Source organism: Rhizobium sp. SVR5-9E (assembly GCF_056755095.1).
Genome location: NZ_JBNDHS010000004.1, coordinates 141851 through 166647, shown reverse-complemented (window position 1 = coordinate 166647; position 24797 = coordinate 141851). Strand labels below are relative to the sequence as shown.

General features: G+C 59.8%; 20 protein-coding genes. 8 read left to right on the top strand and 12 right to left on the bottom strand.

The genetic code is table 11. The features are described from left to right. Nucleotides 1–2: 2 nt before the first annotated feature. The 7 genes from ACPYOJ_RS04250 to ACPYOJ_RS04220 all read right to left on the bottom strand — a co-directional run bounded on the left by ACPYOJ_RS04250 (nucleotide 3) and on the right by ACPYOJ_RS04220 (nucleotide 9838). Nucleotides 3–1025, bottom strand: coding sequence for a polysaccharide pyruvyl transferase family protein (locus tag ACPYOJ_RS04250; protein WP_481415132.1), 1023 nt, complete (start codon nucleotides 1023–1025; stop codon nucleotides 3–5). Between the two features lie 32 nt (nucleotides 1026–1057). Beyond that, nucleotides 1058–2548 carry a lipopolysaccharide biosynthesis protein gene (locus ACPYOJ_RS04245; protein ID WP_168828360.1) on the bottom strand — a complete coding sequence of 497 codons (1491 nt, stop codon included), beginning with the start codon at nucleotides 2546–2548 and terminating at the stop codon, nucleotides 1058–1060. A gap of 53 nt (nucleotides 2549–2601) precedes the next feature. Beyond that, complete coding sequence (locus tag ACPYOJ_RS04240) at nucleotides 2602–3540, bottom strand: glycosyltransferase family 2 protein (protein ID WP_481415131.1); 939 nt, start codon at nucleotides 3538–3540, stop codon at nucleotides 2602–2604. Nucleotides 3541–4036: 496 nt separating this feature from the next. Next, the gene (locus ACPYOJ_RS04235) at nucleotides 4037–5596 is read right to left on the bottom strand and encodes a VOC family protein (protein WP_481415130.1); all 1560 of its coding nucleotides are present in this window, start codon (nucleotides 5594–5596) and stop codon (nucleotides 4037–4039) included. Between the two features lie 62 nt (nucleotides 5597–5658). Continuing rightward, on the bottom strand, nucleotides 5659–7272 hold the full coding sequence (locus ACPYOJ_RS04230) for a response regulator (protein WP_481415129.1): 1614 nt from the start codon (nucleotides 7270–7272) through the stop codon (nucleotides 5659–5661). Nucleotides 7273–7275: 3 nt separating this feature from the next. After that, a complete protein-coding gene (locus ACPYOJ_RS04225; RefSeq protein WP_481415128.1) occupies nucleotides 7276–7701 on the bottom strand; it encodes a response regulator in 426 nt (141 codons plus the stop codon). Next, nucleotides 7688–9838, bottom strand: a complete 2151-nt coding sequence (locus ACPYOJ_RS04220; protein WP_481415127.1) for a sensor histidine kinase — start codon at nucleotides 9836–9838, stop codon at nucleotides 7688–7690. Before ACPYOJ_RS04220 ends, ACPYOJ_RS04225 begins: the two co-directional genes overlap by 14 nt. Nucleotides 9839–10024: 186 nt before the next feature. On the opposite strand from ACPYOJ_RS04220, the gene ACPYOJ_RS04215 reads away from it, so the two are divergent. From ACPYOJ_RS04215 to ACPYOJ_RS04205, 3 genes are all read left to right on the top strand, one after another. Next, on the top strand, nucleotides 10025–10456 hold the full coding sequence (locus ACPYOJ_RS04215; protein ID WP_481415126.1) for a response regulator: 432 nt from the start codon (nucleotides 10025–10027) through the stop codon (nucleotides 10454–10456). A gap of 408 nt (nucleotides 10457–10864) precedes the next feature. Further along, nucleotides 10865–11569 (top strand): helix-turn-helix transcriptional regulator, encoded by a 705-nt coding sequence (locus ACPYOJ_RS04210; protein ID WP_168828366.1) that lies wholly within the window; start codon nucleotides 10865–10867, stop codon nucleotides 11567–11569. 15 nt (nucleotides 11570–11584) lie between these two features. Continuing rightward, nucleotides 11585–12022 carry a response regulator gene (locus tag ACPYOJ_RS04205; protein WP_481415125.1) on the top strand — a complete coding sequence of 146 codons (438 nt, stop codon included), beginning with the start codon at nucleotides 11585–11587 and terminating at the stop codon, nucleotides 12020–12022. 5 nt (nucleotides 12023–12027) lie between these two features. On the opposite strand, the gene ACPYOJ_RS04200 is transcribed toward ACPYOJ_RS04205, so the two are convergent. The 4 genes from ACPYOJ_RS04200 to ybaL form a co-directional block, all read right to left on the bottom strand. After that, a complete protein-coding gene (locus ACPYOJ_RS04200; RefSeq protein WP_481415124.1) occupies nucleotides 12028–12684 on the bottom strand; it encodes a sensor histidine kinase in 657 nt (218 codons plus the stop codon). Between the two features lie 149 nt (nucleotides 12685–12833). Next, nucleotides 12834–15392: a protein translocase subunit SecD gene (gene secD, locus ACPYOJ_RS04195; RefSeq protein WP_481415123.1), complete on the bottom strand. Its 2559-nt coding sequence runs from the start codon at nucleotides 15390–15392 to the stop codon at nucleotides 12834–12836. 88 nt (nucleotides 15393–15480) lie between these two features. After that, complete coding sequence (locus ACPYOJ_RS04190; protein ID WP_481415122.1) at nucleotides 15481–15864, bottom strand: hypothetical protein; 384 nt, start codon at nucleotides 15862–15864, stop codon at nucleotides 15481–15483. Between the two features lie 51 nt (nucleotides 15865–15915). Next, the gene (gene ybaL / locus ACPYOJ_RS04185) at nucleotides 15916–17730 is read right to left on the bottom strand and encodes a YbaL family putative K(+) efflux transporter (RefSeq protein WP_481415121.1); all 1815 of its coding nucleotides are present in this window, start codon (nucleotides 17728–17730) and stop codon (nucleotides 15916–15918) included. Nucleotides 17731–17764: 34 nt separating this feature from the next. On the opposite strand from ybaL, the gene ACPYOJ_RS04180 reads away from it, so the two are divergent. Next, nucleotides 17765–18058 carry a helix-turn-helix domain-containing protein gene (locus tag ACPYOJ_RS04180; RefSeq protein ID WP_481415120.1) on the top strand — a complete coding sequence of 98 codons (294 nt, stop codon included), beginning with the start codon at nucleotides 17765–17767 and terminating at the stop codon, nucleotides 18056–18058. A gap of 6 nt (nucleotides 18059–18064) precedes the next feature. On the opposite strand, the gene ACPYOJ_RS04175 is transcribed toward ACPYOJ_RS04180, so the two are convergent. Further along, nucleotides 18065–19492: an ArnT family glycosyltransferase gene (locus tag ACPYOJ_RS04175; protein ID WP_481415119.1), complete on the bottom strand. Its 1428-nt coding sequence runs from the start codon at nucleotides 19490–19492 to the stop codon at nucleotides 18065–18067. 646 nt (nucleotides 19493–20138) lie between these two features. Here ACPYOJ_RS04175 and ACPYOJ_RS04170 point away from each other — a divergent pair. From ACPYOJ_RS04170 to ACPYOJ_RS04155, 4 genes are all read left to right on the top strand, one after another. After that, nucleotides 20139–21770, top strand: a complete 1632-nt coding sequence (locus ACPYOJ_RS04170; protein WP_481415118.1) for a methyl-accepting chemotaxis protein — start codon at nucleotides 20139–20141, stop codon at nucleotides 21768–21770. A gap of 63 nt (nucleotides 21771–21833) precedes the next feature. After that, nucleotides 21834–22130: an STAS domain-containing protein gene (locus ACPYOJ_RS04165; RefSeq protein WP_481415117.1), complete on the top strand. Its 297-nt coding sequence runs from the start codon at nucleotides 21834–21836 to the stop codon at nucleotides 22128–22130. Beyond that, nucleotides 22127–22492 carry a chemotaxis response regulator CheY1 gene (cheY1, locus tag ACPYOJ_RS04160; protein WP_003570362.1) on the top strand — a complete coding sequence of 122 codons (366 nt, stop codon included), beginning with the start codon at nucleotides 22127–22129 and terminating at the stop codon, nucleotides 22490–22492. Before ACPYOJ_RS04165 ends, cheY1 begins: the two co-directional genes overlap by 4 nt. A gap of 17 nt (nucleotides 22493–22509) precedes the next feature. Further along, nucleotides 22510–24795 (top strand): chemotaxis protein CheA, encoded by a 2286-nt coding sequence (locus tag ACPYOJ_RS04155; protein WP_481415116.1) that lies wholly within the window; start codon nucleotides 22510–22512, stop codon nucleotides 24793–24795. The last annotated feature ends 2 nt before the right edge of the window (nucleotides 24796–24797 follow it).

Sequence of the window (24797 nt, the reverse complement as noted above, 5' to 3'; positions counted from 1 at the left end):
GGTCAGGCGACGGCGGCCTGCGTTACGCGCCACGCGTCGAGGATCGCAAGAGCCTCGTCGACGGTGGCGGCAAGCTCTGCCTTTTCCGTGTTGCAGGTTCCCCAGGCTTCGATGAAGCTGCTTGTCTTGCCGTAGCTGTTGTCCAGCACGCAATGGTCGGCACTGAGAAGCACGCACATGATGTGACCATGCATGCGGTCGGTGATCACCTGGCGCGCCGAGCTGAGCAATGCCACGCCGCGGTCGAAACGCTGCTGCGCGCGCTCGCGATAGGCAAGCTCGGTCATGCGGGCACGTCCGCCAATCTTTCCGGACATCAGGCCCTTCAGGATCGCGGTATGCTTGGTCTGCTTTTGGAAATCGGCAGGCTCGTCCGGCCAGTCGGATTTGACTGTGCCGTGTCGTCCCGTGGCGGCGGTGAGGTCCTGGGCGGCGCCGACTTCCTGATCTTCGCGAAGGTTGAGCAGCAACTCGTGCTGTGGTGCCGGGCGGGCGACCGGGCCGATGCAGAAGGCCATGTCCGGGCAGAGGCGGGTTTCGCATTGGAACCAGCGGCGAGCGAATTCAAGGCTCTTCTTGTCGCGCACCAGGAGCGTGAAGTTGCCGTGCTGCTCGATCGCGCGCGCCGTGCTGTCGATGTTGGCCTGCTCCTTGAAATGGATCGTCTGCGGCATCTGCACAATCGGACGGCCCTTGAATTTCGTCAGCAGACCTTCGCGGAACTGGCGATAGCCGGCCCATATGTCGCCGAAATTGCCGCCGCCGTGCAGGAAGATGCGGCCGTCGCCGATTGCGGCGAGCATCCGCTCCTCGTTATAGGTCGGGATCTCGGTCACGTAGGACGGCCGCGTCTTGCGGCGGTCGAAATAGGCAAGCTCGCCGAGCCAGATGGCACTGTCGCCGATGTTGTAGTGGTTCGGGAAATCGAGCAGCGCGAAACGCTCCGCCGGGTCCACAACGTCGGAGAGGTTGTTTGCGATCAAGCCCTGAAGCCGATTGATGATTGTAATGTTGGTTTCCTGCATGGAAGCTCCTGTTTGCTGGCCTGGCTGCGAGGCTAAGCCTCGGCCCGTTTGCCGAACGGCAGCAGCGATTTGCCAAGTGCGATATAGGGACGGATAGCCGACCAGCCGAAGACCGGCAGGAAGGCCAGATAAATAACAGCGCCGACGCCGATGCTGACGCCGAGCGATACCCAGCGGCTTTGAAGATGGTCAGCGATGAACGGGTGGGCGAACCAGACGCAGACAGCCATGAGCGCGCCGCCGCAGAAGGGAAGGGCGACTGCCTTGAATGTGCCTACGGCGTCGATCCCGGCATACTTGCTTAGGACATACTGCTGGTAAGGCATCGTCAGCCAAGCTCGCAGCACGTAGCCGGCCGCAACCGCAAGGATGCCGTAGGGGACCAGCAGCCAGGTGAGGACCAGTGTTGCGGCAAACTGGAGGGCGGCGACCGAGAGGATCGATTCCGCACGATTGACGGCCGAGAGCGCCGAAGATGCGAAGAAGTTCGTCACGAAAGGCACGGACATCAACACCAGCACGGTGGCGATATCGCCGGCATTGCCCCACTTGTCGCCGAAGAGCAGGGCGATCATGTCGTTCGACAGCGCCCCGAAACCGAAGAGCAGCGGGATCGTACCGAGTGCGGCCGCGCCGACGATCTTGTTATAGGCATTGCGGAAGGCCACACGATCGTTCTGCAGGCGCGACAGCGTGACAAGCGAGACGCTACCGATGGGCGCGAGAACGGCCTGGCCAATCAGTTCGATCAGCCGCCAGGCGATGCGGTAGCGGCCAACCTCGACGGCGCCGTACCAGCGGGAAATGAAGATATCTTGCACGCGAGCGAGCAGCATCCACATGAGCTGCGTGACGACGAGGCTGACGCTGAAGAGGAAGACGGAGCGAAACATCGCGACGTTGAAGCGAAACTTCGGCATCCACGGATAGTAGAACCAGCCGAGGAGCACGGTCACGGCGGCGTTGACGGCGGTCTGCGCAACGAGTGCCCAGACGCCCCAGCCGAGAAAGGCGCAGACGACAGCGGTGATCCCGGACAGCAGGCTCGCGGCGATTGCCTGGCCGGCGAGGCTCTTATGGCCGAATTCGCGGGCGAGGCGGGCATTGTGGATGACCGCAAGCGATGAAAGGATGAGCAGCGGCGCAAGCCATCGCAGGATGCCGGCCACTGCGGGATCACGCACGAGCAGGCCATAGTAGGGTGCGAAGACGAAGACGAGGGACGCGACGATGGCGCTGAAGGCGATGGTCGCCCAGAAGCACGTGTCGGCAAGCTCCTCATCAAGATCGAGCTGGCGCGTGATCGCATCGCCGAGGCCGGCATAGGCGAGCACGCGGCCGATCTCGACGAAAAGGCTCGCGAGCGCGAACGTTCCGAAATCGGCGGGGCCGAGGATTCGGGCGAGAATGACGAAGATGACAAAGGTTGCGACGGTACTCCACGCGACGCGGACCACCGACCAGAGGACGGACAGCGCCGTCTTCTTCTTCAGGTCGGCATGCGCAACTGCATGTTCTGCCATTCAGGTTCCAATCGAATTTATCACGGATCGAGCGCGTGGCTTGCGGTGGCGGATCACTTATGGATTGCCGATGGTGCCGCCGGGCTCTTGGATTTGGCGCTCCGCCAATAGGCGAGCATGCCGGTGATTTGATCGCGAAGCTGGCGGCGATAGGTGAGCCCCATTTCTTCACTCATCTTGCGACCGCTAATGACTTCCTTGATCGCCTGACGGATATCCCAGCGCAGCATGCCGCGCATGTTGGAGCGCCGGTCGAACATGTATTTCGCATAGAGCGCCCCATTGCCGAATGCGTAGCCGGCCTGCAGGCGATGAATATCCTCGACCTTGCGGCGACCATGGAAGTGCTTGACGACGATCTCGGGGAAATATTCAACGCGGATACCGGCGTTGAAGGCACGGTGAGTGTAATCGGTGTCCTCGCCCGAGCGGAACGGCGATCCGGCGCCGAAGCGCGGATCGAAGATACCGATTGTGTCGGCAAGCGCTTTTGGGAAGACCATGTTGGCGCCGTGGATGAAGCCTCCGGCATGGAGTTCGCTGGTCAATACGGCGGGTTCGAGTTCGGTCTTGATGGTGACGGGAAGATCGCGCTCATCGCCGAGCTCGATGCGGCCGCCGCGCATGATGAGCTGCTTATCATTGGCGAAGGCGGCGTGGATGGCCGTGAAGTAATCCGGAAAGACTTCACAATCGTCATCCGTGAAAGCAAGGATAAAGCCAGCGGCAGCCCTTATTCCGGCATTCCGGGCATTGGCGAGGCCGGGCAGCGTTTCGTGGATGAGGCGCGTCTCAATGGGCGCCGTGGCCGCCCATTTGCTAAAGACATCCGCCGTACCGTCCGTGGATCCATTGTCTACGAAAACGAGTTCCAAGCGCAAACGCTCCGCCTGGCGCGCGGCAGTCGCGACGGCATCAAGGCAGTTCAATAGGCCATAGGCCCGATTTCTCGACGAGATGATCAGGCTGACGTCAACAGGCCGAGGAGGCATTCATTTCCCCTTCTGCGATCGATGTGGCGGCCAAGATAGGTCGCTCATCGAAGTTCGGCAAGATTTTTTTGCGCTGCAGCAAAATAGAACAGGGCCAGAAAAAATCGAAAAAATAAGGTAATTTGTTGACGAAGATGCGCGTAGGGGATGATGACAGAAAATCTAATGAAGAAATATGTAATAATAATTGATAATTATTGTATTTATTGACTTATATTATACGTTGTATCGACATATGAGACGTAAAAATTCCTATAGGTCGAAGAAATGTATCGTATAAATAAAAAAATCTCCAGAGTGTATTTACGTCGCGGCTCTATGGCGTTGATGTTTCCGCGTATTCTAATGCAGAAGGAAACAAAGTGATCGATTGAAATCAGAATTCAGCAGAAAAGTCCGAGTTCTGAAAAATTCATGGTAGCTAACATCAGATTAAGCAATCAAAAGACAGCATGCACCTGAGTGACGTTCCAGTGCATTACTGCGCGCCGCCAGTCTAAGGGTTTTTCTGCAGAAGCCATTTCTGGATAATCGGCACATCGGCATCGCCGAGATCATGGCCGCCGGAAATGATATCCGAATCGACGGTCGCGCCAGATGTTTTCAGGCGTGCCTCCAGTTCGTTCGCATATTTGCCATAGGCGTCGGTCTTGCCGCTGATGACGAGGAGATCGGTACCGGTCAGGTCGGCATGCGGATAGTTCTTCAGCACAGGCATCGAACGCAGCAGTACTGCGCGGTGAACGAGGTTTGGATGCAGGTAGAGCAGCGAGTTCAGCAGATTGGCGCCGTTTGAATAGCCGACGTAGACGATCTTCGCCGGATCCAGGCCGTAGGATTTGACGGCGCTGTCGATAAAGGCGGCGAAGGCCTCGGCCTCGTTCTTGATATCGTCCTGGTCGAACGAGAATGGCGTTAGGCGCTTGTACCAACGAGGAAAGCCCTCTTCCGTCGCGCGCCCGCGCACTCCGAGCAGCGTCGCTCGCGGTGCTACCTTGTGCAGCAACGGCATCAGCGTCGTCTCGTTGCCGCCCGATCCGTGCAGCAGCACGAAGACGCTGCCGTCAGGATGCGGTGGCGTGTAGAAGCGGTGAACGAAGGGCAGGTCGCGATAGTTCACGCGGGGCTCGCCGGGCATGGAAAACTGCGGCAGCACGACCTTCAAATCACTGAGATCGGTAATCGCGTCCTTCGGCGGCAGGAAAAGCTTTGAGCCGAGAGTTGACGGTGGCTCGTCGGTCGTCATCCCGGGCTTGTCGGTCGCAAGCTCGACGAGAGTGCCTCCGGGCTCACGGGCATAAAGCGACCGGAAATATTTGCGGTCATGCGTGTTGGTCGCCGAGGCATTCGTCTTGGCGAGCGCCTCGTGAACCGAAGACAGCTCCGCATCGTCGGCGGCACGGAAGGCCACATGATCGATCGCGCCGGTGCCCGGCGCGCCGGACCAGAAGCCGCGGGCATTGCGCACATCGATAATGTCGCCCGATGGCGAGACGAGTCGATCGATTGCGCCCTTGTTTGCCTGGAACCGGTAGCCGAAATGGCTTTCGAGGAAGCCCCGGCTCTCGTCCGGCACTTCCGTCAGCATGGTCGCGCCGCGGACACGCTGTACGGTGTGCTCGACGGGAACCGGACCGTCGTGCCAAGGGGCGGCGGCCCTCAGGTCCTTGTTGCCGGTAAACTTCAGGATGATGTTGTCCGGATCCTTGAAGCGCAGCACGGGCTCACCGAACTCGTCGGCCGGTCCTTCCATTCGAACGCCGAAGCTCATTGCCCGCGTCAGCCAATAGCCGATGCTCGCCGGATCGATGGCAAGCCCAATTTCGCTGATCTGCCCGAAGCCAGCACGCCCCGGCGAACCATCCTCCCAAACAAGGAAGGTGACGAGCGACCCGGGTGTTCCGTCGGCGTCGCCATAGAAGAGATGCAGTTGCGTTGCGTCTTCGAAGCCGGCGGTCTGTTTGACGAGTCGCAGGCCGAGGAACCCGGCATAGAAATCGACGTTCGCCTGCACCTTGCGGGTGATAGCCGTCACGTGATGTATGCCAGAAACCATCGAGTGCATTCCGTCTTGAATAGGGGTGGCGAGAAGCGCCACAACTAGAGCCGTTACGAGAATCATGCCAGTGCCGCGGAAGATTGCCTTGATTGTTCTACACAGAGAACGAGCGTGTCGCCGTGGGGTTTCAGTTCCAGCGTAACAATGTCCTCCAGCGCCTTTGCCAACTGCTGCTGGGTCGGCGGCTTGATCATATAGCCGACTGCGCCAAGGGCCTTCGCCCTTTGAATATCGCTCTGGTCGCTTGAGGTGCTTAGGATGCAGACGGGAATCTGACTGAGGCGCTCGTCGGCCGAAAGTGCGTTCAAGACTTCGAAACCGTCCATAATCGGCATATTGATGTCGAGAAGAATAAGGTCCATCAGCGGCTGATCCGACAGCCTGGCACGCTGTTGGAGTAATCGCATCGCCTCACGGCCGTTGGTCGCGACATGGAGGTTGAAGCTGACTTTTTCTCGCTGCATGAGCTTCAACTTAAAAAGTTGAATGTCGGCCGGGCTATCCTCGACGAGCAGCACCTCGGCAAGTCTGCCGTCTGCCCCGGTTGGGTGCGGCCGCACGATCTGCGTCGCAGGGATGCGCTCGGGCGCCGGCCCTGCCGAATGGGCGAGCGGTACCTCGAGGATGAAAGTTGCCCCTTCGCCGGAGCTTCCCTCGCACCAGATGGCGCCGCCGTGCAGTTGCGCTATACGACGACAGATGGCAAGTCCGAGGCCGGTTCCTTCGATGCCGGGGCCGACGAGCCGTTTGAACGGCTGGAAAATCAGTTCGCGATGTTGGGGATCGATGCCGGGGCCGTTGTCGCTGAGGGAAAGTTTGCAAAGGCCGCCGGCCGCGGTCGCAACGATCCGAATCTCGGGCATGCGGTCCTCGCAATAGCGGATGGAGTTCGAAATGAGGTTCTGCAGAGCCTGGATCAGCAACGTCGCGTCGCCCATCACTTCCGGCAGATCTCCGTGAGTTATCACCGCCTGACGGCTTTCGATTTGCTGATGAAGATTGTCCCGCACCTGATCGAGCACCATACCAAGCGAGACCGGCTTGAGTTCGAGCTCGCCGGAGACCTCCAGCTTGGTGAGGCCTGAAACCTTGACGATCAGGTCCTCCATGTGATCGGCAGCGCTCAAAATATAGTCGAGAAGTTCGCGGTCCTCGGCCGGAAGCGAGGGCGAGCCATGCAGGATCCTGCTGAAGGATTTGATGGTTCTCAGCGGTTCCTTGAGATCGTGCGCCATTGCACGGGTGAATATCTCAAGGGACTGGCGCTTCTGCTCCAGCTTGGTCTCCAGCGCGCCGTGCATGATGGCATTCTGGACGCAACGGTGCAGCCCTTCCGGCGTCAACGCGTCCTTTGTGACGTAGTCGCGGGCACCTCTCTTCATCACCTCGACGGCCACGGTCTCATTGCCTTGGCCCGTCAGCATGATGACATTCGCGGAAGAATCGCGCTTTAGGATTTCCGCAAGCACATCAAGGCCGTCGCGGCCGGGCAGAGAATAGTCGAGCAGGATGCAATTCGGCCGTTTGCGGCCGATGAGCGCGAGACCATCATCGCCTGTTTCGGCCTCCGATACGATGTAGGCCGGACCGGGTACACGGCTGAGCATGCGCCGGTACACCTCGCGGTCATCGATATTGTCGTCGATGATCAGTACCGTGCAGTCTTCCGGCAATGGTCACTCCTCTAGGGGCAATATGGCAATCTCGAACCAGTATTCCTTCAGTCTTTGTATGGCTGCAAAAAGGCCATCCAGATCGACCGGCTTTTGCACATAGGTATTGGCACCGAGCGCGTAGCAGCCTTCGATGTCGCGCTCGTCGTTAGAGGTTGTCAGGATGACGACCGGTATCTTGTGCCAGTGCGTGTTGGATTTGATCGCCTCCAGCGTCTTGCGCCCGTCGAGCCCCGGCATGTTGAGATCGAGCAGGATCAGGCCCGGCCGCGGATTCATGGTTGCCAGTGTGTCGAGAGCCTCCCGACCGGACGCCGCCCATCGGATTGGATTACGGAGGTTTGTGCGCTTGAAAGCGCGCATCGTCGCCTCGAAGTCGTCCTCGCTATCCTCGACGATGAGGATTGGTTGCGTGTCACGCTGCTGCATTCTGCCCCTCGCGCTTCCTGCCCAAAGTGAAATAGAACGTCGTGCCCACGCCGACTTCCGATTCCAGCCATATCTCGCCACTATGACGGGCGACTATCTTACGTACGAAGGTCAGACCTGCGCCCGTGCCATCGTCCGAATCCTGCGATTTTTCCAAGCGCTTGAAAATACGGAAAATGTCCTCGTGGAATTCCTGGGGTATGCCTTTGCCGTTATCCCTGACGAAGAAGACGCCACGCGCTGTCGCGCCATTCTTTGCAACGAAGTGCTCGAGATAGCCGATACTCACAAGCGGCTGGGGTTTGTCGTTGTATTTGATCGCATTGGTAATCAGGTTCCGGAAGACTTCGGTCAGGCGCGGCGCGTCGCAGATCACCTCCGGCAAGCGGTCGTCTATGACAACCTTGGCATGGCGCTCTTCCAGGAGATGCTCCATGGTGGCCACCACATCCTTCACGATCAGGTTGATGTCCGCGCGCTTCACCGCGAGCTGCTGACGCCCGATCCGTGAGAAATAGAGCAGATCATTGACCAGCTTTTCCATACGCTGGCTGAGCCGCACCAATCGGTTCAGGCGCCGTACACCGTCATCATCGAGGTGGGCTTCATAATCCTCCAGCAGGAAACGGGAATGATTATGAATCCCGCGTAGCGGCTCTTTCAAGTCATGCGAGGCAATATAGGCAAATTCGTCGAGGTCGTGATTGCTGCGCTCCAGATCGGCGGTATAGTCCCCAAGCTTTGCCAGCGTCGTTTTCAGCCGCTCCTCTTGGCGCACACGTTCGCTGATGTCGCGCACGATCCCGACGAAGGTTCTCGTCCCGCCGGTCTTCACCTCGCTGACGGAGACATCGAGCGGAAAGACGACGCCATTCTTGCGCCGCCCCGAAACCTGGCGAGTGGTGCCGATGACCCGCTGTTTGCCGGTTTCCGCATAATGGTCGAGATAGCCATCATGCTTCGAACGATAGGGCTCCGGCATCAGCATCTTGATGTTCTGACCGATCGCTTCCTGCGGCGTGTAACCGAACATCCTTTCGGCCGCCGGATTGAAACTTGAAATCGTCCCCTTTTCATCGATGGTGAGCACCGCATCAGGTGCATTGCGCACTAGGGCACTAAAGCGGATGCGCTCGGTCTCAAGGCTCACCCTGTTTCGCATATAGGAGTAAACGAGCAAGGCAATTAGCCATAGCAGCGTGATGGTGATCGCCCGGTTCACGCCTTGATGCCAAAAGCTCAGGGTATCATGCTGGACGGCCAAGAAACCGAGCAGCACGAGGATGGTACAAAGCAGGGCGAAGAAGAACGGAGCCCTCCGGTTTTCGAACCAGAGAGCTGTAAGGACTAGCGGCACGTAGAGAATACCGTTCGCTACACCGAGAGGCGTGTAGAGGTCTGCAAGGAGACCCGTGAAGCCCACGAGTGCCGGAATCCAGAGCGGTATCCGGCCGCGGCGTGCAGGACGCCGTTCCCAAGCGCTTGCAAGCAGTCCTGCGCCGAAGAAAACCATGGCGGTCGCCGTCGGCAGTGCCATAGTGGCGTACGGGCCCCAGCGGTAGCCCTGCTCCGCGTGTGTGACATAACCGGTCAGGGCGATCATGCCGAGAGTAATGACCAGATAACTCACCAGTTCCTGACCGAGAGGCGCTCGAGCGTCCTTCCAATTCTGGCCAATGATGAGCGAGAGATTGCCGATCAGGAAGATCACCGCAGTATTCGGTGCCATCCCCCCGCCGATCTGTTTGGCGAAATCGCGGTGGACAAGAATGTCGGTCAACATCCGGTCAATGTTGTGAATCGCAGGCCCGAATGTGCTTATTTCGATCAGCCTGGCAAGCACGATGAGGATGGCAAGCAAGGAAAGCAGCGATGATACCACGGATGCCAGCCGTCGACGGGAGGCGGAACAGGCAAGGGCTGTGCCTGACAGCACAAAGCAGAGCGCCGTATTGAACGCCATCGACGGGAGAGCGGGAAAAACGGAAATGATGAGCTCGAGTTCGAGAAACCAGCCTGCGAGCGCGGTCAGGCCAAGAAGGCTGAGGAGCAAGCCAATGCCGACAACGACGGAACAATAGCCCTTCCGCTTTTTTTGCGAAGCGCCCTCCCGGCCTGCTACTGCTGCATCCCACACGTCGTCAGTCTCCCAGTTCGGAACAATTCTTTCCGAAATCCCGCAAGACACAATAGCGAACGTCGCGTTATGCGGGGTTTTCACCGGATGGTTGCGTTCAGCTGCTACCGATTGTCCGCAAATGCAGCTAGTGTCTCGACATTGCACAATCGAGGAGCGTCCCGGATTTACCGGAAGCGAGCACCGATGACCGTCATATTTTACGTCGATGACAGCAGGGATGACCTTTTCTACCTGGAGTACATCCGCAAGAAGCAGAGGGCCGCAGTCTCCCTTCTCTGTTTCACAACGGCCGAAGCTGCGTTTATCGCACTGGAACAGCGGCTTGCCGAAAACGCAGCGCTTCCGGATTTGCTCGTCGCCGATCTTTATATGCCCCTCGATGACGGCTTGGCACTCGTTAAACGGCTTCGGACCGATGCACGGTTCAGGGCTATGCGGCTTGCCGTCTGCAGCGGATCGGATGCCGAGGCGGACCGGCAGCGGGCGCTAGCTGCGGGTGCCGATATCTATCTTGCAAAGCCTCTCGACTTTGCGGTCCTCATGCATTGCGCCAGGCAACGCCGGAGCTCCGGTACGGTAAAAGACGTGTCCGACGAGGCAGGAGACGGCGATTGACAAGGCTCGCTCGCGCTTCCAAGATGCAGCCAGCAGGACGACGAGCCTCGAAGCACTGAGAGAGCCGACCGGCCCATATTCGCCGCCACGAATTCAGCCAACCCCTTAGCTGAATGGATCTATCGGCTCTCTCGCGCGTACTTCGGGCACTTCTTCCGTTCTTCATGGATGTGAACAACAGAAATTGCGATACCTAGTAAAAGCTACAATTCAAGTAACGCTGCCGCCCTCTGTATCACTTGCAGTTGAGAGAATTGATGCTTATCCGCCTTCAGGATACTGGAAGTCCCCATCCCCTATCCTCATCAATTGCCTCAAGACTTCTGTAACTTCTCGCATTCAAAACGTATATCCCAAGATTTTGGGATGAGAATGACTAACGGAGGTTAGACGTAGGATATTGCTGGAATGACCAACGCTTCGGCGGTTCCATTTCATTCAGGGCCCGAGCTTAGCCGGGCGATCAATCGCACCGATTTTTTCCGCCTTTTCAAGGCGGCAGCGCAGCACTACCACTTCGATAATTTTGCGCTTGCGCGCATTTCCGAGGTGAACGCGCCTTTCGGCGGACGCGAAATCGTCATCACCAATATCGCCGAACGCCGGGTCCCGATTTTCATTCAGACCCTCAAGGAAGCGCTGGGCGCGCTCAAGGCAAAGACCGCACAGTTCTTGACGACGCCGGTCGCCGGCAGGAGTGGACAGCTTGAGGGCCTTTCGGCCGACCTTGCATTCAACGAATTCAGCGGTAACACCTTTCTGCTCATACCCCTCTTCACGCCGGAGGGGCGGCGCTACTGCCTTGTCCTCAGTGGAATTCGCCCGGAGCCGGACCAGGGAGAGACTGCCGACGTTCTGCTCGATGTCATGCGCATTTTTGACAAACTCTACGAGGAAATCCTGACGCAGGAAATGTCGGGGCGTCTGACGCAGAGGGAGGCGGAAATCGTCAAGTGGACCAGCGAAGGTAAGACCTCGGCAGAGATCGCGATCATCCTTGGCTTGTCGGAGCATACCGTCAATTCTCATATTACCGCGGCGGTCAGGAAGCTTGATGCGGTCAACCGCGTTCACATGGTGGCCATTGCCCTGAGGAATGGGTTGGTTACGTAACTTGGGGGGAGCAGCATGACAGCCGAAACGGCCCCTGGAGATGCCGTCAAGGTCCTGTTCGTGGATGACGAATTCGTCGAGTTCAGGTCGTTGAAGAAGAAGATCGGTAGTCTTGCCGAGCCTGCTGTCGATATCGAATACTCGCAATCGATCGGCGACGCCCTGGAAAAGATCAAGGGCGGCCGCTTCGACCTTGTTCTGCTTGATAACCGACTGCTGCCAAATGCCGATTTCCGCGAGACGGTGCCCGAGCTTCGCGGCATAGGCTACACTGGACCGATCGGGGTCGTTTCAACGGATATTTCGGGCGGCTACTTCCAGCAATTTCCGGACTACGGCGTTGACTTCCGAATCGGCAAGGATGAGATCGACGCTCGCACGCTGCAGTATATCATCCGTGAATATGTAAAGTACGATGTCCCCGATTTCTGGAAGGACGATTACTCGATCTGATGCGGTCATGCGGCCGGCAGGCGGATCGTAAAGCAGCTGCCCGTTTCGTCGGAGCGGCACAGGGTCACGTCACCGCCCATCGCTATTAGCAGTTCGCGCGCCGCTGTCAGCCCAAGTCCGGCGCCCGGGACGGCGCCTGCCCGTGGCAGCTTCCAGAAAGGCTCGAATATCCGGTCCCGATGAGCGGGTTCGATGCCCCGCCCATTGTCGGAGATGTGGACCAGCCAGTCGCCGGCACTGTTTTCCGCTGTTACCTCGACATGCGGTGCTGCGGCACTCCGATAAATCAGCGCATTGGTTAGAATGTGATTGAACACGGCCGAGAGGATCGTTGCATCGCTGTGGATCGTGGGAAGCGTGCCGTGGCTCATGGTGGCGTCCTGTGCAGCTGTCTCGCTGATCACGTCGGTCCAGATGCTTTCGATCAAGCCACCGAGTTCGAGCGGCTCAGGCGAGAGCTGTGGCGTGCCGGCAGCGAAGCTCATGAGCGTTCGTGTGAGACGTTGGGCCCCCTGGGCTTTCTGAAGGATAGCTGTGAGGCTCTCGCGCTGTTCGCCATCGAGCTTTGACCCAAGCTCATCCAGGAGGATTTCCGCATACATGGCGATGTGCCGGAGCGGCGATTGCAGGTCGTGCGAAGCCGTCGCCAGAAACCGCTTCATACGCTCCTCCTCGCCCGGGCCCGAAACAGCAACTGGCGCTTGATCGTATGACATTCAGACGCACCCCTTCACTTCATTGCAGCCAGAATAAAAAGCGGGCGCCGGTTCTGCAACCGACGCCCGTACAACCATCTGTTACCAGAGGTATCTTAGCCGATGGACTTGCGCGCTTCGGTGGTTTCCGGCGGCAGAATTTCGGGCTCGGCGCTCGAGGACGCTGCTACCGCCTTGGCATGGCGGCGGCGCCAGTCGCCGAGGAAGAGCAGGATCGGTGCTGCGATGAAGACGGAAGAAGCGCCGGCAACGAGGATGCCGAAGACCATCGGAACAGCGAAGCTTTCCACCGCGCTGCCGCCCCAGATCGCCATCGGCAACAGGGCGAGGAAGGCCGTCGCGTTGGTGTAGAGGCTTCGCGCCAGCGTCTCGTTGATCGACCGGTCGATTAGTTCGCGCAGCGGCATCGACTTGTAGAGACGCATATTTTCACGCATGCGGTCGTAGACCACGACCTTGTCATTCACCGAATAGCCGACGAGCGTCAGGATGGCGGCGATGGCGGTGAGGTTGAAGTCGAGGCCGGTCAGCGCGAAGAAGCCGATCGCCTTGGTCACGTCGAGGATGAGCGTGACGATGGCGCCCACGGCGAATGGCCACTCGAAGCGGTACCAGATGTAGAACAGCATCGCGAAGCTGGCGATGACGACCGACAGGATGCCGGCCCACGCGAGCTCACCGCTGACCTTCGGACCGATGACGTCGGTACCGGTGACAGTTGCAGACGGGTCGATCTTGATGATCTCCGCCTTCAGCTTCTCGACGGCGGCCGTCTGGGCTTCTTCACCGCCGTCCTGGCGCTGCGCGCGCACTGCCATGGTATTGTTGTCGCCGTAGGATTGCAGCGCTACCTCGCCGAGGCCGAGGCTGTTCAGGCCCTCGCGGAAACGGCCGAGGTCGGTGGCTTCCGTCGTCTTGACCGACATCTGGATGCCGCCGCGGAAGTCGACGCCGTAGTTGAGGCCCGGATGAATGAAGAGGACGACCGAGGCGATCGACAGAAGCGCCGAAACCGTCACGCCGAAGAAGCGCGCTTTCATGAACTGGATGTGGCGGCCGTAAGGATTGAACATCACCGGTATCAGCGGGCGGATGTTCAGGACCTTGAGCTTACGGCGGCGAGTGATCTCAATCATCGTCACGCGGACGAAGGCGACGGAGGTAAACATCGAGATGATGAGACCGAGCGCCATGGTGACGGCGAAACCGCGGACCGGGCCGGTGCCGAACCAGAACAGGATCGCCGCGGCGATGAGCGCCGTCATGTTGCCGTCGATAATCGTCGAATAGGCGCGACGGAAGCCGGTATCGATTGCTGCAAAGGCGCTCTTGCCCTTGCGCGTCTCTTCGCGGATGCGCTCGTTGATCAGGACGTTCGCGTCGACGGCAAGACCAATACCGAGCACGACGCCGGCGATACCCGGCAGGGTCAGCGTCGCTCCGACAAGCGTCAGGGCCGAGAAGGTCAGGATCGTGTGGATGAGCAGCGCGAAGTTCGCGAGAAAACCCCAGGTGCCGTACAGGATGAAAATGAAGGCCGCGACCAGCACGAAGCCGACGATGCCGGAATAAAGGCCCATCTTGATGGCATCTGCACCAAGGTCGGCGCCTACGGTGCGTTCTTCGATGACGGTGAGCTTGGCGGGCAGGGCGCCGGCGCGCAGCATGGCGGCGAGCGTCGTTGCGCTGTCTGCCGAGAAGTTGCCGGAGATCTGGCCGGAGCCGCCGGTGATCGGTTCGCGAATGACAGGCGCGCTCAATACCTTGTCGTCGAGGACGATGGCAAAGGGATTGCCGACGTTCTGGCGGGTGATTTCGGCAAAGCGGGTGGCGCCTGCGCTGTCAAAGCGGAAGCTGACAACCGGCTCATGCGTGTTCGGGTCGAAGCTGACGCGAGCGTCCGAAAGGCGATCACCGGAGATCTCGACGCGGTCGAGGACCGGAAAGCTATTGCCCTCTTCATCTTTCATCATGGTCACGCCGGGACCGGGCTGGTTATTTGGCGCGAGCATATGGAAGGACATTTTGGCGGTGGAGCCGAGCAGCTCGCGCAGGCGGGACGGGTCCTGAGCGCCGGGGAGCTGAACGAGGATGCGGTTGGCGCCGATGCGCTGGATCGTCGGCTCGGCAACGCCGACCTGGTCGACGCGCTGGCGGATGACCTCGAGGCTCTGCTGCACGGCGTTGTCGACATTGGCGGAGATACCGGCCGGCGAGAAGCCAATGGTGATCGTCGGGCCATTGGCCGTGACGGCGAGGTCCGACTGGCCGGCGCTAAGGCCCGTGCTGATCGGATTGCTGAGCGTGTGCAGTTCGGTGACGGCGGCATCGCTCTGCGAGGCGTCTGCAAGCGTCACCACGATCTGGTTGTTGCTGCGAGTAACCGACTTCGGCTGGATACCCTTTTCGCGCAGGACGCGGCGGGCATCCTGAACCATCGAGTTCAGGCGCTCCTTGGTCAAGTCGCCTTCATCGACTTCGAGCACGAGATGCGAGCCGCCGCGAAGGTCGAGGCCGAGCGAAACCTGATTGTGCGGCAGCCAGGAAGGCAGGCGCTGGAGAACCGATTGCGGCAGCCCGTTTGGCAGGGCGATCAATAGGCCGAGCGCGATGATCACCGTATAGGTGAACACCAGCCATGGTGAATTGCGCATGTATCTTTTTCCTTGATATGCGGTTGCCGGCGCATCCGCGCTGGCGACATGTCTTTCAATCTATCGGAAGCGCCAGCGGCGCGCAGTCTCAGGCCGAACGTGGCGGAGCGCGCGGTTGGTGGGCTCGGCCGGCGGCTGGCGCCAGCGGAGCGTCGAAGGATGTGAGAGCCTTGATCGGAGCCCAGCCGATGAAATCAAGGCCGGGAACGGCGGCAAGGAAGATCGAACCGGAATCATAGACTGCCTGCTTAGGCGCGATCTTGCGGTCCGTGGCAAGCACGCCGCGCACGGCATCGCGGGCCGTGATCTGCAGTGGCTGCGGATCCTTGGAAGGAGATGACAGCGTATTGGCGGCGGCCGACGGCGAGAGAATGAGATTGCCGCCGAAGAGCAGGCCGAGATAGGCGAAGACGGCAATGAGCATGGAAGCGGCGAGACGAGTGGTCAGGCGGCACTCATCGAGCTCCGTCATCTCTGCCTCGGTAATTTCACTCCCGTATCGGCTCAAAAGCGCGCCAATCTCTCATTCTTTTTCGGGTGGCGGAACGTTCTCCGCAACCGGAATTGTATCAGTGCCGTTCCCATCTTCATAGGCCGGACTGTCATGATGTACTTGCGCGAGCCGGTCAACCATCCCCATGGCGATTTCTCGCTCGCCCATGATGACGGTATCGGCGCCGTACCGCTTCAACTCGTCGACTTCCGCGTCCGAGTGGGCCCGGGCGACGATGAGGATCGACGGATTGAGGCCGCGACCGTGCTCGGCGATGCGGCAGGCCTCGAAGGCATTGGGGATTGCAATGACCAGGCTGCGCGCGCCTGCAACATTGGCGAGATCGAGAACCTCGCGAGCGGCGGCGTTGCCGGGGATCGTCTCGACGCCCTGTGCGGCAAGCTCCTCGATGCGTTTTTCGGAATCCTCGATAACAAGGAACGGGGTGCCCGAAGACTTGAGGTTCTGGCCGACAATGCTGCCGACCCTGCCATAGCCAATCAGGATGGCATGTCGGGAAAGCGATGTCGGCAGGATCTCGTCTTCCGGTTCGGCTGACACGACAGTCGTCTCCGCTGTAGCGGCCGTTTCGGCGGGGGCCTCTTCGCGCTTCGAACGTTTGAGAAATGGCCGCATATGGTCGCAAGCGATGAAAAGCAGCGGATTGAGAATGATCGAAATGAGCGCGCCGGCCAGGATGAGATCACGGCCTTCTTCCGGGAGCAGGCCGAGATCGACGCCGAGGGCGGCCAGGATGAAGGAGAATTCGCCGATCTGTCCCAAGCTGGCCGAGATTGTCAGCGCCGTTCCCACCGGCCTTCGGAAGAGCAGGACGATGAGAAAGGCGGCGACGGACTTGCCGATGACGATGATGAAGACAGTCGCCAGGACCGGCAGCGGCTTGTCGATCAGGATGTTCGGATCGAAGAGCATGCCGACGGAAACGAAGAAGAGAACAGCAAACGCGTCGCGAAGCGGTAGGCTTTCCTGAGCGGCGCGGTGGCTGAGCTCGCTTTCCGAGAGCACCATGCCCGCAAAGAATGCGCCGAGGGCAAGAGACACGCCGAAGAGCTTCGATGCGCCAAAGGCAACGCCGAGCGCGATGGCGAGCACGCCGAGGCGAAAAAGTTCGCGCGACCCGGTATGGGCGATCCGGTGCATCGTCCAGGGAATGAGCTTGCGGCCGAAGACCAGCATTAGCGCAACGAATAGCGCGACTTTCACCAGCGTCACGCCGATGATGCCTGTGATCCCGAGATCAAGGCCGAGCAGGCGGCTGAGGCTCGCCGAAAATGGCTCGGCGGTGGCATGGGCACTATCGCCGATGCTGGCGGCTGCGGGTATCAACACAAGCGCCAGGACCATCGCGAGATCTTCGACAATCAGCCAGCCGACAGCGATCTTGCCGCGCTCGGTCTCCACGAGCCGGCGCTCCTGCAGGGCTTTCAGGAGCACGACGGTGGAGGCAACGGACAGTGCGAGACCGAATACGAGGCTGCCCCCGAGCGGCCAGCCCATGAGCGCACCGAGCCCCCAGCCGAGCAAAGTCGCAAAGCCGATTTGAACCACGGCGCCCGGTACGGCAATGCCGCGCACCGAAAGCAGATCTTTCAGCGAGAAGTGGAGGCCGACGCCGAACATCAGGAGGATGACGCCGATTTCAGCAAGTTCGGGCGCAAGGTTCTGGTCTGCAACGAAGCCCGGCGTGTGCGGGCCGGCGAGAACGCCGGCCACAAGATATCCGACCAATGGCGGCAGTCGAAGCCTGTTGGCAAGCGCGCCGAGAATGAACGCCAGCACGAGACCTCCGACGATTGTCGAAATCAAAGGCGTGTCGTGAGGCATCCGTTCTCCCCGATCTGGAATTCCCGTTCACATTATGACATATATGGCTTATATTGACCAATATGGGTGGTTTGAAATCATGGGTCAAGGCGCGAAAGAAACAATTCTAACGCCTGCTTTATGCCGCGCCGCACGAGGTTTGCTCGATTGGACGCAAGCGGAACTCGCCGAAAAGGCAGCGGTCTCGCGCAGCACGATACGTGATTATGAGGGACAGCACCACGAAATCCACCGCGCCACCGAGGCGCAGCTGCGCCTCGCCTTCGAGGATGGCGGTGTGCGTTTCGTTGAGATCGAAGGAGCGGGAACAGGCCTTTACCTGCCCTGAGGCGTACTAGCTCCGTGGTCTCAGGCAGGCGGCGGGCACCTTATAGGCATTGACCGTCTTGCCCCGATAGTAACCGTCGGCAGGTTGCCAGCTTTTGACCAGTTCGGGTGCCGCGGCTGCGCAGCTCAGTTCGCCGCGTGTGACGAACAGAACCTGATCCTGGACATCGGCCGGAAGCGCAAATTCCTGTTCGTAGTAATTTGCGGGGAAGCCAGCGGGCGGACGCGAGTAGATCCTGATCGGCTCGTTTCTCAGCGTGTGGAACATGTCGGCGACAAAACCGCGATTGTCCGTGACAATGGTGCTCACGCCTGCCTGCTTGGCAAGGGCGCCCGCTTCACGGCTGATTTCGCTACGACCCAGATAGCGCTTCATAACCTCATTGCCGCCCGGAAGCACAAGCTGATGGGCAAAGATCGTCGCAAGCGGGAAAAGGAAGCTCGCAACGCCGCCAATGATCAACGAGATGGTGAGGCCTTTCGGCCATAGCTGGACCAGCACCCAAACGGCGAGCACCGTCCCGGCGACATAGGCCGACACGCCCCAATTCGCTTCGGCCTTGGCGACCAGTGCCTGCAGGGTAATCAGGAAAACGACCGGTATGGAGAGCCAGATGAGAAGCTTTTCCTTCTCGCTGCTCTTTCCCTTGATCATGCGCCACGTTGCCCAAAGCATCGCGAAGAAAACAATCGGTCCGACGACGCCGAACTGGGCTGCGAAAAATTCGAGGGCACCGGCGAAATTCAGCCGAAGCTCATTCCACTGCGCGATATCCTCCGTGTGGCGGACGGTCGTTGCGTCGTGGGTAAAGTTCCACCAGAGATTCGGGGCTGCGACGATGAGCGCGGCGACGACCGATATGAAGAAGTCACGCCAGGCGATGCGCGCAGCCGGAACCAGCAGCAGTGCGAACAGTCCGCCGGGCACGATAAAAAGGATCGCGTATTTCGACAGGAAGGAGAAACCGAAAGCAACGCCCATGATGAGAGCAAGTGCAATCGAGCGCTTCTCTGTCAGGCCGAAATAGGCCCAGAGGCCGATTGTCATGAAGAATAGAAGAACGACATCGGTCGAGAAGAAAACCGATGATAGCGCAACGGCAGGCATCGTTATATAGATAGCGCCGGCCCAGCCCTCGGCCTTGGGACCTGCTACGCGTGCCGCGAATTTCATCAGCAGGAATGCTGTACCCATGTGGACGACGGGGCCGCAAAGGCGCACCCAGAAGATATCGCTGGAGCCCGAAAGTTCCGTCATCGCGCGGATGAACCAGGCGATCATCGGCGGCTTCGAATAGTAACCAAAATCGAGATTCTGGGACCAGAACCAGTACTGCGCCTCGTCGACGAAGAAATCCGTCGTGTCGAAATGCAGCGTTATGATACGCCACAGAGTGACGGCGAGAATGATGAAAAGGCCGGTTCTGGCAGTCATGAACAACTTCCGCTGAGCTTGAGGCGCCTGCGATACATCAGAGGAAGGTGGCTGCCAACAGGGGTGGCGCAGAAAGCCGCACTATGCCGCAGTGGGCAATTGCATTCAGAGCACGCGGAGGCTGATCACGCCGCGGCTGGCTTCAATCCGGTCAAGCAGGGCGACGGCGGCCAGCGTGGCAATTGCGATGACGCACGAACCCAATCCGAGAACAATCATTGCTCTATCCTTAACGACATCATGTCATGTCTTACAGGCGGGATATAACATAGACCTTGTGCGGGACTTGTAGCGCGTTTGCAACTCCCAGGAACAAATTCATGCCGGGCGGTCGAAATGCTTGGATGCCAAGGTCCTTCAAATGCCTATTAACCTTCAAGCAAGGAATTAACCATAAACATTGCAGTACACGTCGGAATGGGAAGATGTTTACTCGTTCCCAGCAGGCATGACGCCGTCCCGCCGTACCGGCTCGATCCGGTATCGATCTCTTTTCCGAAATAGAAATTGCTGATCGGGAGACATTCGCCCGCCGGTTTGTGGCCGGTGGCATGGGTCGTTTCCCCCGCATTGCGCTCGGATGGAGCACAAATTTTTCATCGGACCCTGTCCGGAAGGTGATTGGGGATAGGCATTGGGGCAGGATATGCCATCAGATCAGGCCAAAGGCGCGCAGGCAGGTAGCCTCCGTGATCGCCTTCGCTTTGCCGGCCTCGATGCCGGGCAATGCGAGATGGTGCGCCGCCACCGGCCGATGCTTGAAGCCCGGCTGAAGAGCGGCCTTCGCGATCTGTTCCAGCGCTATCAGACCTTCCCCGACGCCGCGCGCAATTTCGAGAACGACCGCCAGGTCGATCGCCTGCACGATCTCCAATCCTCCCACTGGGACGTGCTGACGGATGCCCGCTTCGACAGCCTCTATGCCGAGCGCGTCAAGGTGCTGTCCGATACCGAGAGTAGAATGGGCCTCGATCCGCGCTGGCACGTCGCTGGCCACGGCGTGATGCTAGAGCACATCATTTCCGGTCTGGCGGGTGAGCTCGCAGGCAAGCCGTTGCTTCCGGGCGCCAGACGCCGCGCAAAAGAAATCAGCGAGATGATGATGGCCATCATCCGGCTGGTCATGGTGGATGTCGAAATCGCCGTGTCGCTTCGTTTCAATGCCCTGCGTGCTTCGCAGCAGCAGTCGCTTGCCGAACAGCGTGAACAGGACAAGGCGGAAGTCACGCGAATATTTGGCGAGGTGGTCAATGGCCTCGCAGCCCGCGATCTGACCGCGCGCGCAGCTACTGATGGAGACAGCGCCTATGCGGATATCGCCGGCGCCCTCAATGCGGCCCTCGACGCCATCCAGGGGGAATTTGCAGCTCTCGGCGAACGCACCGCGAAAGCCGAACTCTCGACCCATTCGCTTGCGACCGCCTCCCAAAGCTTCTCCGGTCATGCCGCTGACCATTCACAGCAACTCATGACATCGGCAGTCGCCCTTGAAGCCATTGCCGGAAGCGTGCGCAACGGGGCATTGGAAAGCCGCGCCGCCGAAAAGGCCGCGGCCTCGACCCGCGCCGCGGCTGAAGAGAGCGGCCAGGTTGTTGGCCGCGCCATCAGTGCCATGGCGGATATCGAACAGTCCGCGGAAAAGATCGGTCAGATCATCGGAGCGATCGACGAGATCGCGTTCCAGACCAACCTGCTTGCTCTGAATGCGGGCATCGAGGCGGCGCGTGCTGGCGAGTCCGGCCGCGGCTTTGCGGTCGTGGCGCAGGAAGTGCGGGCGCTCGCGCAGCGCTCCGCCGAAGCCGCCCGCGAAATCAAGACCCTCGTCACGACGACCAAGTCCCAGGTGGACGCCGGCGTGCAGATGGTGGGTCGAACCCAGGATTCGATCGGCAGTATCGTACGGCAGGTGACAGACATCAACGCTGCGATCGCCACCATTGCAAGCCATACGGGCGAGCACGCCGCGAGCCTCGACACGGTGGTGGGCGACGTCAAGGCGCTCGGCGGGCAGGTTGCCGACAACGCCGCGTCCGCCCAGCGTTCGGCCGCCGATGCCGACGAGTTGCATACGGTAATCCTCGAACTCGGTCAGACCATCCGTGAATTCCGCATCGCCCGCGAAAACGGGCGCGTCGAGGCTACGGCGGGTCGCTCGTTTCATCATCGCCGCGTCGAGATCCCAGCGCGGCCCATCACCCTGGACGAGCAATACGACGCAGAAGATTTCGGGCTCTCGCTTCCTGCCGCCAGCTTCGGAGGTGGCCGGAATGTTTACTAACCTATCGGAAGATGCCCTCGCCTCATTCTTGCGGGCAGGGGAGCAGGGGACAAGGAAAAGCTGATGGCAGCAAAAAAGAGTGGGAAGACCTTGAGTTTGGGAGCGGTGCTCGATCTCAACGAGGCGTCGGCCTTGCGCGACAAGCTTCTCTCCGTGCGCGGCAGCGATCTTTCGATCGATGCATCCGCCGTCGAGCGGCTGGGCGGTCTTAGTGTTCAGGTTCTGATGGCGGCCGTGAAGACCTGGGACCGGGACAAGCATTCGTTCACCTTCGTGAAAGTGTCCGATGCGTTTCAGAAAACCATGCAGCTGGTTGGCGTCGACATCGACCACCTGCTTGCCAAGGAGATCCGGCAATGAAGAAAAAAGTGCTGACCGTGGATGATTCACGGACGATTCGAAACATGCTTCTCGTGACGCTGAACAATGCGGGCTTCGAGACGATCCAGGCTGAAGACGGCGTCGAGGGCCTCGAAGTTCTCGAGGAATCCAACCCGGACGTCATCGTCACCGACATCAACATGCCGCGCCTTGATGGCTTCGGCTTCATCGAAGGTGTCCGCCGCAACGAGAAGTACCGGGCGATCCCGATCCTGGTCCTGACGACGGAAAGCGATGCGGAAAAGAAGAACCGTGCGCGTCAGGCCGGAGCCACCGGCTGGATCGTCAAGCCGTTCGACCCTGCCAAGCTGATCGATGCCATTGAGCGCGTAACCGCTTAAACCCAGGATTTTCTCCTATGGATATGAACGAAATCAAAGAGATCTTTTTCCAGGAATGCGAGGAGCAGCTCGCCGAACTGGAATCCGGTCTTCTGAAAATGAATGATGGCGATCGCGATCCGGAAACCGTCAATGCGGTGTTCCGTGCCGTCCATTCGATCAAGGGCGGCGCCGGTGCCTTCGGTCTGGACGCTCTCGTCGCCTTCGCCCATGTGTTCGAGACCACACTTGATTGCGTTCGCTCCAATAAGCTTGAGCCGACACAGGATGTCCTGAAGGTCATGCTGAAATCGGCCGATGTGCTGGCAGACCTCACCAATGCCGCCCGGGACGGCGGCAGCGTCGACGAAAGCCGCAGCCGCGGCCTGGTGAAAGAGCTCGAAGCGCTTGCACACGGCGAAATGCCGTCGCCGTCGAGCGCCGCCGAGACTCCCGCGCCGAAGGCCGCTGCAAAACCTGCTCCGGCACCTGTTGCCGCCGCTCCGTCGCCGACCGACGAAAGCGGTTTCCAGCCTATTCCCTTCTCCTTCGGCGATTTCGGCGGTGAAGAAGAAGCCGGTTCCGATCTTCCGGCTTATGAAATCACCTTCAAGCCACGCTCCGATCTCTATTCGAAGGGTAACGACGCGACCCTGCTGCTGCGCGATCTCTCCCGCTTGGGAGAGATGAGCTGCTATTGCAACATGGATGCGCTGCCAGGCCTCGAAGAATTGGATGCAGAAGCAGCTTACTTCTACTGGAACATCACGCTGAAGACGGATAAGGGCGAGGACGCCATCCGCGCCGTGTTCGAGTTCGCCGAATGGGATTGCGATCTGACGATCAAGGCGGTCGAAGCCGATGCCGCAACGGCTTCCAACGACGAACTGCCGATGATCCCCGTTCCCTTCGATTTGTCGATCCTCGATGACGGCGGTGCTATCGAGGCCCGGGAGGTGACGCCGGAGGTCGCTGCAGCCGTCGCGGCCGCTGAAACTGCCTCGAACGTTACGCAGATGGCTGCCGCGGCGGCCCGCGTCGAAAAGAAGGAATCGACAGCGGCTGCCGCTGCCAGTGCGGCCGCTGCTGCACAAAACAATGCCGCCGCCGCAAGCGCGGGCCAGACGATCCGCGTCGATCTCGACCGCGTCGACCGCCTGATCAACCTCGTCGGCGAGCTCGTCATCAACCAGGCGATGCTCTCACAGAGCGTCATCGAGAACGATACAACGGGCACGTCTTCGATCAACATGGGCCTCGAAGAGCTGCAGCAGCTTACCCGCGAGATCCAGGATTCGGTGATGGCGATCCGCGCGCAGCCGGTGAAGCCGGTGTTCCAGCGCATGTCGCGTATCGTTCGTGAAATCGCCGACATGACGGGCAAGACGATCCGCCTGATCACCGAAGGTGAAAACACCGAGGTCGACAAGACGGTCATCGACAAGATCGCCGAACCGCTGACGCACATGATCCGCAATGCCGTCGATCACGGCATCGAATCACCGGAAAAGCGCGCTGCCAGCGGAAAGAACGCTGAAGGCACCGTCCGCCTTACGGCAAAGCACCGGTCGGGACGTATCCTGATCGAACTCGCCGACGACGGCGCCGGTATTAACCGCGAAAAGGTCAAGCAGAAGGCAATTGCCAACGAGCTGATCCCGGCCGATTCGAACCTCTCGGACGAGGAAATCGACAACCTGATCTTCCTGCCGGGCTTCTCCACGGCCGACAAGATCTCGGATATCTCCGGTCGCGGTGTCGGTATGGACGTCGTCAAGCGCTCGATCCAGGCGCTCGGCGGTCGTATCAGCATCACCTCGAGGCCGGGGCAGGGTTCCGTCTTCACGATGAGCCTGCCGCTGACGCTCGCCGTGCTCGACGGCATGGTGGTAACGGTCGCAGGCCAGACGCTTGTGGTACCGCTGACGGCCATCGTCGAAACGCTGCAGCCGGAAGCCTCCGCAATCCATTCATTCGGTGCGAACCACCGCTTGATCTCGATCCGCAATTCGTTCTGCCCGCTGGTCGATGTCGGGCGCATCCTGAACTACCGCGCAACGCAGGCGAACCCGGTGGAGGGTGTCGCGCTGCTCGTGGAATCCGAAGGCGGCGGTCAGCGCGCTCTGATGGTCGACGCCATCCAGGGTCAGCGCCAGGTCGTCATCAAGAGCCTGGAAGCAAACTACACCCACGTTCCGGGCATTGCGGCTGCAACGATCCTCGGCGACGGGCGCGTGGCGCTCATCCTCGACGTCGATGCCGTGGTCGGCGCATCGCGCGGCCAGGCCCTGAAGCCGGAAATGTCTTTGGCAGCGGTGGGATAAGA

What these genes read in the sequence shown, in the direction of transcription:
- ACPYOJ_RS04250 (WP_481415132.1), bottom strand. Translation starts at nt 1,025, where the DNA reads ATGCAGGAAACCAACATTACAATCATCAATCGGCTTCAGGGCTTGATC.
- ACPYOJ_RS04245 (WP_168828360.1), bottom strand. Translation starts at nt 2,548, where the DNA reads ATGGCAGAACATGCAGTTGCGCATGCCGACCTGAAGAAGAAGACGGCG.
- ACPYOJ_RS04240 (WP_481415131.1), bottom strand. Translation starts at nt 3,540, where the DNA reads ATGCCTCCTCGGCCTGTTGACGTCAGCCTGATCATCTCGTCGAGAAAT.
- ACPYOJ_RS04235 (WP_481415130.1), bottom strand. Translation starts at nt 5,596, where the DNA reads ATGGTTTCTGGCATACATCACGTGACGGCTATCACCCGCAAGGTGCAG.
- ACPYOJ_RS04225 (WP_481415128.1), bottom strand. Translation starts at nt 7,701, where the DNA reads ATGCAGCAGCGTGACACGCAACCAATCCTCATCGTCGAGGATAGCGAG.
- ACPYOJ_RS04215 (WP_481415126.1), top strand. Translation starts at nt 10,025, where the DNA reads ATGACCGTCATATTTTACGTCGATGACAGCAGGGATGACCTTTTCTAC.
- ACPYOJ_RS04210 (WP_168828366.1), top strand. Translation starts at nt 10,865, where the DNA reads ATGACCAACGCTTCGGCGGTTCCATTTCATTCAGGGCCCGAGCTTAGC.
- ACPYOJ_RS04205 (WP_481415125.1), top strand. Translation starts at nt 11,585, where the DNA reads ATGACAGCCGAAACGGCCCCTGGAGATGCCGTCAAGGTCCTGTTCGTG.
- ACPYOJ_RS04200 (WP_481415124.1), bottom strand. Translation starts at nt 12,684, where the DNA reads ATGAAGCGGTTTCTGGCGACGGCTTCGCACGACCTGCAATCGCCGCTC.
- secD (WP_481415123.1), bottom strand. Translation starts at nt 15,392, where the DNA reads ATGCGCAATTCACCATGGCTGGTGTTCACCTATACGGTGATCATCGCG.
- ACPYOJ_RS04190 (WP_481415122.1), bottom strand. Translation starts at nt 15,864, where the DNA reads ATGACGGAGCTCGATGAGTGCCGCCTGACCACTCGTCTCGCCGCTTCC.
- ybaL (WP_481415121.1), bottom strand. Translation starts at nt 17,730, where the DNA reads ATGCCTCACGACACGCCTTTGATTTCGACAATCGTCGGAGGTCTCGTG.
- ACPYOJ_RS04180 (WP_481415120.1), top strand. Translation starts at nt 17,765, where the DNA reads ATGACATATATGGCTTATATTGACCAATATGGGTGGTTTGAAATCATG.
- ACPYOJ_RS04175 (WP_481415119.1), bottom strand. Translation starts at nt 19,492, where the DNA reads ATGACTGCCAGAACCGGCCTTTTCATCATTCTCGCCGTCACTCTGTGG.
- ACPYOJ_RS04170 (WP_481415118.1), top strand. Translation starts at nt 20,139, where the DNA reads ATGCCATCAGATCAGGCCAAAGGCGCGCAGGCAGGTAGCCTCCGTGAT.
- ACPYOJ_RS04165 (WP_481415117.1), top strand. Translation starts at nt 21,834, where the DNA reads ATGGCAGCAAAAAAGAGTGGGAAGACCTTGAGTTTGGGAGCGGTGCTC.
- cheY1 (WP_003570362.1), top strand. Translation starts at nt 22,127, where the DNA reads ATGAAGAAAAAAGTGCTGACCGTGGATGATTCACGGACGATTCGAAAC.
- ACPYOJ_RS04155 (WP_481415116.1), top strand. Translation starts at nt 22,510, where the DNA reads ATGGATATGAACGAAATCAAAGAGATCTTTTTCCAGGAATGCGAGGAG.